Origin of the sequence: Paenibacillus sp. FSL R7-0273 (assembly GCF_000758625.1) — a bacterium.
Taxonomy (GTDB): domain Bacteria; phylum Bacillota; class Bacilli; order Paenibacillales; family Paenibacillaceae; genus Paenibacillus_AQ.
Genome location: NZ_CP009283.1, coordinates 5,041,607 through 5,053,810 on the forward strand (window position 1 = coordinate 5,041,607; position 12,204 = coordinate 5,053,810).

The following is a 12,204-nucleotide window of genomic DNA, read 5'->3' on the forward strand; positions in this document are numbered from 1 at the left end:
TATTCTTCAAAAAATACAGCGCCATGCCCCGATATAATATGGCTGTACACAACAAACAGCCGCCCTCCCGGTTACCCGGCAGTACGGCTGTTTGTTCAATACTCCCTGCAGCTGATGATACGGTCAGTCTGCAGTCTATCTGCCGTCCAGCAGATTGCCCAGTCCCCCCAGGATACTGCCTTCCTCCTTGCGGCCTGAGCCGCCTGCCGCCGACAGGATACGGTCGGCCATGCGGCTGAACGGCAGCGACTGTACCCATACCTTGCCCGGTCCGCGCAGGGTGGCGAAGAACAGGCCCTCGCCGCCGAACAGCGCGGTTTTGACTCCTTTTACAAATTCAATATTGTAATCCACGGAAGAGGTCATCGCCACAAGACAGCCTGTATCCAGCTTGATTGTCTCTCCCGGCTGCAGCGTCCTCTCAAGCACATGACCGCCGGAATGGACGAAGGCAAGGCCGTCTCCCTCCAGCTTTTGCATAATGAAGCCTTCCCCGCCGAAGAAGCCTACGCCCAGCTTGCGCTGAAATTCAATGCCTACAGATACGCCCTTGGCCGCGCACAGGAACGAATCCTTCTGGCAGATCACCTTGCCTGAGTATTGCTGAAGATCTAGCGGAATGATTTTACCCGGATAAGGGGCCGCAAAGGTAACATTCTTCCGTCCGTAATGCCCGCTGTGTGTAAATACAGTCATAAACAGGCTCTCACCGGTCAGGATCCGCTTGCCCGCCCCCATGAGCTTGCCCATCAGTCCGCTGCCCTGCCGTGAGCCGGAGCCGTCACCGAAAATCGTCTCCATCGTAATTTCCGGGTCCATCATCATAAAGCTTCCTGCTTCGGCAACCACGCTCTCACCGGGATCAAGCTGTACCTCCACACACTGGATTTCTCCGCCCATGATTACATAATCAATTTCGTGCGCACTCATTCCTGCCGCCTCCTAAGGATTAATAATGCATATGTATTCGCGTCTCTGAGCTTCCATGATGCTTCGAATGAGATATATACGCTCTGCCCGCAGCAGCGGTTTCAGTCCTCAGGCATAATAAATAAAGGCCAGGACAGATGCATGCATCCGGCCTGGCCTTTGATCTTGAACCCCGCAGCACGGGGTTAACTCTGCGCTAATCACGCTACTGTACTATCCTGCGGTTGATTCAGCTGCGGCTGCAGCTTCGGTACTTTGTTCAGCTTAGGTTTGCCGAGTGAAGTAGTCAAGGTAATAACATAGCCGGCTACTACTACGGCCATAACTGTGTACAAGGTCTCCTTAACCGGCATATATATAAGCGACAATGCCAGGACAATAACATCCATAAGGATGAATACCGTGCCTACCTTGATACCTTTCCACTCGCTGATCAGCAGCGACAAAATATCGTCACCGCCGCTCGCCCCGCCGCCGCGCAGGATCATTCCCGCTCCAAGACCTGTCAGTACGCCGGATAACAATGCCGCAAGCGGCAGATTATCCTGCAAGTCGATCACCCATCCGGAATAGCGTTCCATCAGCCCGTAGAACAGCGTGAAGGCTGTTACAGAGATAACGGTGTTCATTACGAACGATTTCCCTTTGAAAATGATTGCGATTATAAGTACTGGTATGTCTAGAATTAGAGTGGATATAGATGGTGAAATCCCTAATACGTATTTGCCGAGCAATGCCAGGCCGACGAACCCGCCCTCGGTCAAATGATTCTGATAATTAATGTGATAATAAGTAAAGGCTAACAGCAAAGTTCCGGACAAAATAACGGTGAGTCGTAACGGCAGCTTCATACCGTTGTTGTGATTCCTCATACAGGTCTCCCCTTATCGTAGTTGGCGGCTTAGACGTCGCTTAAGCCTCTACGGGGGGGCATGCCAGAGGAGCTTTTCCTTCGCATACAATACTCCCTTCCCATGTGAGAGGCGGCTTCGTCAATTACAACGTTTCGCACCTTCGACAGGGAAGCTAAGTATAAGACAGATCATAACGTTTCCAAATCGTCCTTTGGGGATTCGTCCTTCGGGGACACATGGTATCCTGATCCTTTCTTTAATTTGATAACTTCTGAATAGATTATACCACGCGGCAGGCTGCCTCTAAACAGGTTTCCAGTAAAAACATCACGATTCATGTAAATTTTACGCTTCATTCATGTAAAATCTGTAATTAACCCTGATTCCGCAGCAAACGGTTGACCGTTTCACGCCGGACGCCGATCAATTGTCCTATCTCCTCCTGGGTCAGCAAATCTGTAAGCTGTGCACCGTAGGCGTAATCCTTCATCCAGCGGTTCAGCAGCTCCATCCGTTCAGCCGGCGAGCCGACAGTAAGGTGATCCAGCCGTGTCTGCATGAACCGAACCTTCTCCTGAAGCAGCAGCGCAATCTCCATCACTTTGTCCGGATTATCATGCAGCTCCCGGTACCATTCCGCTGCCGGAACAACCTCAATTTCACTTTTGATCATGGCAACAGCCGTTCCATGCGCCTCCTTCGGCGAAATGAGGGAATGATGGGGAACAGTCTCACCGGGATACAGCAGGTTGAACAGAACCATATTCCCGTTTTCATGCAGTCTTATTACCTTGAACAGCCCGCTCTTCACCTTATACAGATAATCGCAGCTGTCTCCCTGACGGAACAAGACTTCCCCTCTGTGCAGAATCATTTCGCTCTCTCCTTTATCATCTGTTTATATATATTGATAATTATACAGAATTACACCTCAAAATTGCAGCGGATCAAATATAAAAAAACTGCGGGAAGCAGACTGGCGTCTGATTCCCGCAGTTTTAGATGCGGATCGTTATTTATTTTCGGGCCTGCAGCGGCTTTTTCCAGAGGCCGAGCGCCAGGCCGGAAATCACGGCGCCGATAAGTACGGCCAGCAGGAACAGCAGTGCATTGCTCGATAATGCAGCGACGAAGACCCCGCCGTGAGGTGCCGGCACATTTATGTGCCAGTACTGGGTAAGTCCGCCGGCTACAGCCGAGCCGATGATACAGGTGGTCAGAACGCGCAGCGGATCGGCTGCTGCGAACGGGATCGCCCCTTCAGTAATAAACGATAGGCCAAGTACATAATTCGTCAGCCCGGATTTGCGTTCGGTTTCGGTGAATTTGTTCTTAAACAGGGTTGTAGCCAGTGCGATTGCCAGCGGAGGAACCATACCGCCGGCCATTACCGCAGCCATCATCAGGCCGTTCACGTTGCCGCTGGAGGTAAACACGCCAATGGCAAAGGTGTAAGCCGCTTTGTTGAAGGGGCCGCCCATATCAATGGCCATCATTCCGCCAAGGACAACACCGAGGAGAACCATGTTGCCTGTGCCCATTTTGTTAAGGGCATCAATCATCGCTGTATTAATGGACCCGAATACCGGATCGAATATATAGAATACAATAGCTCCTGTAATCAGCAGGCCGAAGACCGGATACAGCAGAATCGGCTTCAGTCCGTCAAGCGTGCGCGGCAGGCCGGCAAAGGCTTTGCGCAGGCCGATGATGACATAACCGGCCAGGAAACCGGCGGCCAGACCGCCAAGGAAGCCGGCATTGGAATTCAGGGCCATGATACCGCCGACCATACCCGGCATCAGCGCCGGCCGGTCGCCGATGCTCATTGCGATGAATCCGGCAAGAATCGGAATCAGGAAATGGAAGGCACCTTCACCGCCGCCGATCGTCTGCAGCAGCTTCACCAGCGGATTGTCTACACCGGCTACCTGCTCCAGCAGGAAGGAAACAGCAAGCAGGATACCGCCGCCGACTACGAACGGAAGCATATGCGAAATACCGTTCATCAGATCTTTATAGATCTTGCTGCCGACACTGCCGGATTTGGCAGGAGCTTCCTCATTGCTGCGTCCGCCGGTGCCCTGATAGATCGGAGCATCGCCTTTAAGCGCCTTGCTGATCAGCTCTTCGGGCTTGCGGATTCCGTCGCTGACCGGTCTTTCCAGCACCGGCTTGCCGGCGAAGCGGGCCATCTCGACGTTCTTATCGGCTGCCACAATTACACCGCTGGCCCGGCGGATCTCATCTTCGGTAAGCACATTCTGTGCACCTTCAGAGCCGTTGGTTTCAACGCGGATATTAACGCCCATCTCCAGCGCCTTCTTCTTCAGTGCATCTTCGGCCATGAAGGTGTGGGCAATACCGGTCGGGCAAGCTGTTACAGCTACTACGAAACCGGAAGATTCAGGATTGCCGACAATCATCTTCTCTGGGGCAGGCTTGGCTGCAGGCTTCGCTTTATCCGCTTCAGCCTTGGCTTCCTGCTCTGCCTGCTTCGCATCGAATAGCGCGGCTACTTCATCCGGAGTCGAAGCATTCATGAGCGCTTCAATGAATTCGCTTTCAATGAGCAGCCTGGACAGAGCTGCCAATGTTCGCATGTGCATATTTCCAGCACCTTCCGGCGCGGCGATCATGAAGAACAGCTTGGCCGGCTCATCGTCCAGCGATTCATACTCAACACCTGCGCTGCTCTTGGCAAACACTACTGTAGCTTGATTAACCGCAGAGGTTTTGGCATGAGGCATGGCAATTCCGCTGCCGATTCCGGTGCTGGACTGGGCTTCACGCGCCAGGATTTTCTCCTTGAACAGCACCTTGTCGTTAATTCTTCCGCTGGCTGCCAGGCTGGCGATCAGTTCATCGATCGCCGCCTCTTTGGTGGTAGCCTGCAGATTCATGATCATTGCTTCTTTTATCATCAAATCTGTAATTTTCATGTATATCAGCTCCCTTTGTTCCTGTAAATACCGTATGCCTACAGCTGTGTAATCTCAATCTGAGGGCGCAGCCGGCCGATAAAGTCTCCGTCAGCCAAATCATCGGAGAACGCTGTTGCACTGCCTGAGGCAACTCCTGTACGGAATGCCTCCAGGATATCGCCTTCCCGGGACAAGGTGCCCACAAAGCCGGCGATCATAGAATCGCCTGCCCCTACCGAATTTCTAACCTGGCCGGACGGGGCATTTGCACTGTATACGCCCTCCTGTGTAATCAGCAGGGCGCCGTCTCCGGCCATGGAGACCAGCACATGCTGCGCTCCCGCTTCCAGCAGCCTGCGTCCGTAAGCGATGACCTCTTCTCTGGTGCTGATGGTAACCCCGAACAGCTCGGCAAGCTCATGGTGATTGGGCTTGACCAGCAGCGGACCATGTACAAGAGCCTGCTGCAGAGCCTGACCGGTAGTATCTATAACGAATTGTGCGCCATGCTGCTTGCATACTTCGATCAGCCTGTTATAAAAGCCCTCTCCCAGCGAAGGAGGGATGCTCCCGGACATGACCACAATGTCCCCTGCCTGCAGATTCCGCAGCTTGTTCATCAGGGCACCGGCTTCTTCCTCATTTATCTCCGGCCCTGTACCGTTAATTTCGGTTTCTTCCCCGCTCTTCAGCTTGATGTTAATCCGTGTATCCCCGCTGACCGGCACAAAATTGTTCGAGGTGCCTTCCGCATGCAGCCAGTCCTCAATGAACCGGCCGGTGAAGCCGCCAAGAAAGCCGGTTGCCGTGTTGCTTACTCCGAGCTGGTTCAGCACACGCGATACATTGATGCCCTTGCCTCCAGGCAGCTTCAGGTCCCGGCTCATCCGGTTGAGGCTGCCGAGCTTCATATCTTCAACTTCCACGATATAGTCAATGGAAGGATTGAGTGTAACGGTGTAAATCATGTTCATCCCTCATTATTGTGGTTTACTTGCCTCACACGACCGTGAAGCCGACATCCCTGTCTTTCAGGCCCCGTATAAAGCTGTCCGGCGCTGCCGAATCCAGGATGCAGTGATCAATTTCCTGCAGATCTGCCACCTTGCAGAAGGAGACCTGGCCGATCTTGCTATGGTCAGCCAGCAGAATGGACTGCTTGGCAACAGCAATCATTTTGCGCTTCGTGGCAGCCTCCAGCATATTGGGAGTGGTAATACCCTCCTGGAGATCAAGCCCGTTCGTTCCGAGAAACGCTTTATCCACACGCACCATCTCCAGCGACCGTTCTGTCATCGGTCCGACAAAAGCCATCGTATCCGGCCGGAGCATTCCGCCTGTAATGGAAACCTCGATGTTCCGGCAATCCCTCAGCTCATTCAAAGCCATGATCGAGTTGGTGATCACCTTGAGATTCGAGAAGCTCTTCAGTGCCCTGGCAATCTGCAGCGTTGTCGTCCCTCCGTCAAGCAGGATGGCATCGCCCTCCTGGATCAGCTGGGCTGCCTTGGCGGCAATCCGCAGCTTCTCATCAATCAAACGGTCTTCCTTATCCGGAAAAGCGGCCTCGAAGTTGACGCTCTGCAGCGATACTGCCCCGCCGTGCGTCCGCTTCAGCAGCCTTGCTTCCTCCAGCTCCTTCAAATCCCGGCGGACCGTCGATTCGGAAACGCCCAGCTGCTGGCTGAGCTCCTGCACCGATGCCCTTGTATGCTGGTCTACGAACTGGACAATGCTTACCTTTCTTTCTTCTTCAAACAGCACAGCAGCTCACTCCCTGTACGCATAGCGTAAGCATGAAGTCCGCCTGCTATGCAGTGTAATTATTCATTTGCGAATTTGATCATTTCTATGAATTCACTTGCTCATTATTGATCATTTGTGCTCATTTATGATCTTAACAGCGTTTTCAAAGGTTGTAAAGTGATTTTTTTTGCTCATTCATGAAAAATAAGCTCTTTAGAAATATCCTCCCGATTGCCTATTTCATCCATGGAGGCAGCAACATATTTTATATTACATATGGCGAAAAGCAGGTGAACAGGGAATGGCCAATAACATTAACGGTTACGGCGGCAATGCCGGCAATAATAAAAGCAGCAATCGCCCCGGCAGCACCGGAAATCCTGTCGAGTCTGCGGAATTAACCGCTGATGACTATGAAATTATTGCTGCCGGACTCGGTGCTCTCGGAGAATTTTTTGCTTTCCTGGCACTCGTCAAAGCCAAGCAGGTTGCAAAGGAAACTGGCGGGCAGGTCGATATAGAGCCCGCCCTGTTTATTCAGTCACGAAAAAAAGCGGCTAAACGGAAGTCCCGTCAGCCGCGCAGATAGCTGATGCCTATTCAGCAGATGCCAGAGGAATAGCGTTATGCTGTTCCATTATTTTGCTCACCTGCGTATTCTGATCCTCACCTGATTTCACGATTACAATAATACGTTCCATCTCCGCATGCTCTGCATACTTGGCTGCTTCCGCTTCCGGAATGCCGATCCCGATCAGGCTGACAGTCAGGCCATCCCCTTCAAGGTCAGCTCCCGCCAGCTTTGGCGCTGCCGGTCCGGCAGCCACAGCCGTATCATTGATCATATCAAGGCCAACCCCTACTTCCCGGGCCGTTCCGAACAAGCCCGAATTACCGGCTCCGCTCTCCGGTTTTCCGATTCCCGTATCGTGGCTGATCAGCTCAAGTGTTTTCTTTTGCTTCGTCATAGCTGAAATATGCTTCGTCTTAATCCCGCTATCCTTTAGTGCCTCGATTGCCAGCACGGCATCGCTCCGGTGCCCGAATATTCCTATAACCAGCGCAGTCATCTGCATCCCCCTCCTGTTAAGGCGTATTAACCGCCCCCGTTCCCGCTTGAACCGCACAACCCGGCAGAATTAACCGTCTATCAGACTGAATCAATTTCTAGCGTTTCGGTTATAAAGATAGAATCGGGATGATCAGATTACATACGGTCACTGTATACATTTTAATTACGGGGGTGCTGCAATGCTGCAAAGCAAGTATTTTCGGACATGTCTGTCCATAATCGCTCTACTCACTATTCTCTATCTGGGCTCCAAGGTTATTGTTCTGTTTACTCCGCTGGTATCCATCATTAACCTGCTGCTTGTGCCGATGATGCTGTCCGGGTTCATGTATTATCTGCTGCGCCCGCTCGTCAGATTCCTTGAAAAGCATAAGCTGAACCGCGCCCTGTCCATCCTGCTGATCTATCTTGTCTTCGCCGGCCTGTTCGTTCTGTTCTGGATTCTGATCTGGCCGACACTGCGCGAGCAGTTCCAGAATTTTATTGATAACATGCCTTATCTTGTACAGGGGATGCAGAACCAATTCAACCAGCTGCGAAATGATCCGTCACTTTCACGGTTTTTCCAAGGGGACACGGACCTTTCTGACAAAATATCGGAGTATTTAAGCAACGCGATCAACTGGATGACCAACTCCATGTCCAATCTGATCGGAGTCATTTCCAGTATAGTTGTCGTTATCGCCACATTGCCGATTATTCTTTATTACATGTTAAAAGACGGACACAAGCTGTCGCCGATCCTGCAGGGCCTGTTCCCGCGGAAATACCGCAAGGAAGGCCAGGACATGCTCAGCGATATCGATACAGCGCTCAGCGGATTCATTGTTACGCGGGTTATTTTAAACGTGGTGCTCGGGATCATGCTGTACATCGGCTTCCTGTTCATCGGCCTGCCTTATTCCCTGCTGCTTGCGGTGATTTCCATTCCGCTTAACTTTATTCCTTACGTCGGTTCACTGCTTGCTTCCATACCCGTTCTTATCGTCGGCTTCATTGAATCCCCGTCGATGGCGATCTGGTCACTGGTCATTATTCTGGCAGCCCAGCAGGTTCAGGATAATGTGCTGTCCCCGATCATTTACGGAAAATCACTGGATGTGCATCCATTGACCACGGTGGTAATTGTACTGGTGGGCGGCGATTTCTTCGGAATTATTGGTGTCCTGATTGCTCTTCCGGTCTATATGATCGTTAAAATTATTGTTATGCGGATTTATGAGATCATTGTCGCGGAGCGGGTTGAGGAGATTCAGCTGCCCAAAGAGGAACAGATGTAGCCTCCTATATTTAACTGCAAAGAGCAGCGTCCTCCCGCTTCAGGGGAACGCTGCTCTTTTGTCTGGTGATGCTCCTGTAAAGCGAACGCAGCTGCTAAGCTGCTCTTATCCCCGCAGGGAACGCACAACAAAAATATGTGTGCCCTTCATCAGGTTTTGCCCGTCCTGCAGGGTAACTGCACCTTTGGTGTGCGAGACAATAACGGAGTTGAATGCGACCAGCTGGTCACCCTTCCAGACCGTTACCGCTGATTTGAAATAGACTGCATTGTCAAACTGCTGCCGCTCTCTCATGACATATCCGACGGAGTGAAGAACCGGAGGCAAGGCCCGCTCCTTGGGGGCGAGCGCTTTAATGAACACAATGTCACGAAAAGGTACAGCAATTTCCTGATGGCCGATAACGGCCAGTGAAGCCTGAGGGTCCCATTTGCGCAGAACGCCCTTCATAATCGTGTAAGGCGCCTCCCCGCAATACATAATGACTGGTCTGCCTACCCAATGCTTCATTGCTCTCCCCCTTTCTTCATCATGCCTCTGCTGCCTATAAATTCGGTATGGACCAGTCTATCCCTGCCAAACCGTGTGATTCCAGATACTGATTCGCCTGTGAAAAGGGCCTGCTGCCCAAAAATCCGCGGTGTGCCGAGAACGGGCTGGGATGCGGAGACTGGATAACCTTATGACGGCTCCGGTCAATATAGGCCCCCTTCTGCTGGGCATGGCTGCCCCAGAGTATGAACACCAGCGGCTCTGTCCGTTCATTCAGCTTTTCCATAACCGCATCGGTAAATGTCTCCCAGCCTAATCCCTTGTGCGAATTTGGCTGGCCTTCCCGGACAGTCAGCACTGCGTTAAGCATCAGCACACCCTCCTCCGCCCAGTGAAGCAGCGAGCCGTGATTAGGTACCTCCGTGCCGGTATCGTTATGCAGCTCCTGATAAATATTGCGTAAAGAAGGCGGGATGCGCACACCCGGCTTCACCGAGAAGCTCAGCCCGTGTGCCTGCCCGGCACCATGATAAGGGTCCTGCCCCAATATTACGACCCGTGTTCTGCTATAGGGTGTCAGCTTGAGCGCCGAAAACAGCAGCTCCTTGGGCGGATAAACGGTATACTGCTTGTACTCTGCAGCTAACGCGTAGCGCAGCTCCTGAAAATAAGGCTTCTGAATCTCCTCCTGAAGCACTTCATCCCAATCATTTTCGAACAACATTCCGGCTCCCCTTCCGTTCTTGCTGTGTATTTATACTGTACCTTGTATTACCCTATTTCCGCCCGTAATCCGCTTTGATCTCTCCCCATTCCTTCGTCTGCCACTTCAATACTTTATTGTTGTAGGTATTGGTCTGCAGCCAGCGCTCGGCCCGGTCGATCAGCGTCCAGATCTCCTCTGTCGAAGCATCACGCGCCAGGGTGGTCGCCACCTTCTTCTGCTTGACCCATTTCATCGCGTTGACGGAATCACTGTAAACCGTTCTGCTGCTGCCTTCCTTCTTCAAAAGAGCAAGCGCATGCACGATCGCCAGAAATTCGCCGAGGTTGTTGGTGCCCTTTTTAATCGGTCCGCAGGAGAAAATAAGTTCTCCGGTCTGTGTATCCACACCCTTGTATTCCACCGGTCCCGGATTGCCTCTTGTGCCGACATCCACTGAGATGCTGTCATAATCTATTTCAGCAGAGGTCGGTACGGACGCGCTGCGGCTGTATGAGCCGGACGCTTTGCCCTTAGCCGCTCCCGAGCCGGCTGCCCCGGTTCCCCAATTGCCCTTCCAGCCGGCCTTGAAGGCTGCATCTGCGGCAGCTTTTGACTCATATGATTTGTATTTGGCCCCTGTGTAGTGGTCCGTCTGAGCCTGACATTCCGCCCAGGTACTGTATACCCCCGGCTGCTTGCCCTCCCAGACCACATAATATTTCGATTTTGCCATGCCTGCTGCTCCTCCTGCCGCTTAAAATTCATCAGAAGATTATTGTAATCCAAACGGCTTCTATATAGAAGCCTGTATCCCAAAGCAGCTCTCCTGCCGGAATAATCTGGCGGATAATTAACTGGCCGTGCGCCTATACTATACCGGGGCCTGCTCCAGCGTTTTGAGCGTCATATCTACAATCGTCTGCAGCTTGCCGGCATCCCCGGTGGTTTTGACCAGCACCCTCAAGCCCATAAGTGCATTATGCAGATAAGCAGCCATTTCAGCCGGCTCAAAGCCGCGAGCCAGCTCACCGCTCTCCTGTCCTTGCCGCAGCAGGCGTTCAAGATGCTGCTCGGTGCCCGCAAAGGCGGCTGTTACTTTGTCTGCGGCAGCTGGATCATGAATAGCCAGCTCCACTGCAGTATTCACCAGCAGGCAGCCCTTGGGCTCATGAGCACTCGTGTGCACAGTAGCTTCAAAGATGAGCCGGATGGCTTCCTTGACAGAGGTCTGGCCTTCAGCCCGGCTCTGCAGCCTGCCTGCAGCCATCTCGGCATACCGGTCCATTACTTTCATATATAAAGTATGCTTGTCACCAAACGTATCATACATGCTCCGCTTATGAATGCCCATGCCGGATACAAGATCCTGCATAGAGGTCTTTTCATAGCCCTGCTGCCAAAAAATCGTCATAGCTTTGCCGAGGACATTATCCACGTCAAACTCTTTGCTTCTCGCCATGCATCATGCTCCTTTCACTACCTTAACTTTATCATTTATAGAACGTTCGGTAAATATTCAAGGATCAGTGAGTTAAATCACTTCTATTCCTTACCAATCGTTCTATATTAATTTTGAAGCTATCCGTATGCAGCATATCTAACCCACCTTGAGGAGGCTTTGTAACATGAATAAACTTAGTCTAAGCGCTGCGGTACTTGCTCTGTTCCTGGTAAGCGGCTGCGGGAATGACGGGAGCGGCAATCCTTCCGGCAACGGGGCGGCCGTGAACACAAATAATGCTGGTGAGCCAGATGCCGTCGCTACGGCTTCTATTGTGGATAATGAGGCGGCCTTCAGGAATGCCCTCAGCAAGGACGGCACCTGGATCGCCGCAGCCCTGCGGAATCTGAACTTCGGCGAGGAGCTGATTGTGGATGGACAGTTTGTCCATAACGGTGAGCCTGCCCGCAAAATCGCCCTCTATACGCAAGATGAGGACCAGGACATTACTGATTCATTCTCCTTGACCGCACCTAAGCTGATTGTCAAAAGCGAGAATACCCGGCTGGAGGGCGGGATTTTTATCGGGGATGTCTATGTCGAGGCCGACGGCTTCACCGTCGTCAGTGCCACAGTGAGAGGAAATATCTTTTTTGCCGACAAGCAGTATCTCTCCACCTTCCATTTAGGAGACCAGGGGATTGTGAGCGGGTCGGCGAAAGTTAAATAAACGGTTCTTAAGTGAAATGAGGTGCAGCT

14 protein-coding genes are annotated in these 12,204 nt (G+C 52.1%); 3 read left to right on the plus strand and 11 right to left on the minus strand.

Going from position 1 to position 12,204, the window contains the following annotated elements:
• Nucleotides 1-135: 135 nt before the first annotated feature.
• The 6 genes from R70723_RS21830 to R70723_RS21855 form a co-directional block, all read right to left on the minus strand.
• The gene (locus R70723_RS21830) at nt 136-930 is read right to left on the minus strand and encodes a TIGR00266 family protein (RefSeq protein ID WP_039875334.1); all 795 of its coding nucleotides are present in this window, start codon (nt 928-930) and stop codon (nt 136-138) included.
• A 200-nt stretch (nt 931-1,130) separates the two neighbouring features.
• Nucleotides 1,131-1,802 carry a YitT family protein gene (locus tag R70723_RS21835; RefSeq protein ID WP_039875336.1) on the minus strand — a complete coding sequence of 224 codons (672 nt, stop codon included), beginning with the start codon at nt 1,800-1,802 and terminating at the stop codon, nt 1,131-1,133.
• A gap of 355 nt (nt 1,803-2,157) precedes the next feature.
• A complete protein-coding gene (locus tag R70723_RS21840; protein WP_039875338.1) occupies nt 2,158-2,658 on the minus strand; it encodes a Crp/Fnr family transcriptional regulator in 501 nt (166 codons plus the stop codon).
• Between the two features lie 142 nt (nt 2,659-2,800).
• The gene (locus R70723_RS21845; RefSeq protein ID WP_039875340.1) at nt 2,801-4,726 is read right to left on the minus strand and encodes a PTS fructose transporter subunit IIABC; all 1,926 of its coding nucleotides are present in this window, start codon (nt 4,724-4,726) and stop codon (nt 2,801-2,803) included.
• A 38-nt stretch (nt 4,727-4,764) separates the two neighbouring features.
• A complete protein-coding gene (gene pfkB, locus R70723_RS21850; RefSeq protein WP_039875342.1) occupies nt 4,765-5,676 on the minus strand; it encodes a 1-phosphofructokinase in 912 nt (303 codons plus the stop codon).
• Between the two features lie 31 nt (nt 5,677-5,707).
• Nucleotides 5,708-6,472, minus strand: coding sequence for a DeoR/GlpR family DNA-binding transcription regulator (locus R70723_RS21855; protein ID WP_305954264.1), 765 nt, complete (start codon nt 6,470-6,472; stop codon nt 5,708-5,710).
• 283 nt (nt 6,473-6,755) lie between these two features.
• On the opposite strand from R70723_RS21855, the gene R70723_RS21860 reads away from it, so the two are divergent.
• A complete protein-coding gene (locus R70723_RS21860; protein WP_039875343.1) occupies nt 6,756-7,043 on the plus strand; it encodes a hypothetical protein in 288 nt (95 codons plus the stop codon).
• 7 nt (nt 7,044-7,050) lie between these two features.
• Here R70723_RS21860 and R70723_RS21865 read toward each other — a convergent pair whose 3' ends face one another.
• Complete coding sequence (locus tag R70723_RS21865; RefSeq protein ID WP_039875344.1) at nt 7,051-7,524, minus strand: general stress protein; 474 nt, start codon at nt 7,522-7,524, stop codon at nt 7,051-7,053.
• Nucleotides 7,525-7,705: 181 nt separating this feature from the next.
• Between R70723_RS21865 and R70723_RS21870 the strand changes: the two genes are divergently transcribed.
• Nucleotides 7,706-8,806 (plus strand): AI-2E family transporter, encoded by a 1,101-nt coding sequence (locus R70723_RS21870; RefSeq protein ID WP_039875347.1) that lies wholly within the window; start codon nt 7,706-7,708, stop codon nt 8,804-8,806.
• A gap of 105 nt (nt 8,807-8,911) precedes the next feature.
• Here the strand turns inward: R70723_RS21870 and R70723_RS21875 are convergent, their stop codons facing one another.
• The 4 genes from R70723_RS21875 to R70723_RS21890 all read right to left on the minus strand — a co-directional run bounded on the left by R70723_RS21875 (nt 8,912) and on the right by R70723_RS21890 (nt 11,463).
• Nucleotides 8,912-9,316, minus strand: a complete 405-nt coding sequence (locus tag R70723_RS21875) for a hypothetical protein (RefSeq protein ID WP_039875348.1) — start codon at nt 9,314-9,316, stop codon at nt 8,912-8,914.
• Between the two features lie 34 nt (nt 9,317-9,350).
• On the minus strand, nt 9,351-10,019 hold the full coding sequence (gene ung / locus R70723_RS21880; protein WP_039879118.1) for a uracil-DNA glycosylase: 669 nt from the start codon (nt 10,017-10,019) through the stop codon (nt 9,351-9,353).
• 55 nt (nt 10,020-10,074) lie between these two features.
• Entirely contained in the window at nt 10,075-10,737 is a 663-nt protein-coding gene (gene rnhA / locus R70723_RS21885; RefSeq protein ID WP_039875350.1) for a ribonuclease H, read from the minus strand.
• Nucleotides 10,738-10,875: 138 nt separating this feature from the next.
• Entirely contained in the window at nt 10,876-11,463 is a 588-nt protein-coding gene (locus R70723_RS21890) for a TetR/AcrR family transcriptional regulator (protein WP_039875353.1), read from the minus strand.
• A gap of 166 nt (nt 11,464-11,629) precedes the next feature.
• Here R70723_RS21890 and R70723_RS21895 point away from each other — a divergent pair, with 166 nt between their 5' ends.
• Nucleotides 11,630-12,175 carry a hypothetical protein gene (locus R70723_RS21895; RefSeq protein WP_039875355.1) on the plus strand — a complete coding sequence of 182 codons (546 nt, stop codon included), beginning with the start codon at nt 11,630-11,632 and terminating at the stop codon, nt 12,173-12,175.
• The last annotated feature ends 29 nt before the right edge of the window (nt 12,176-12,204 follow it).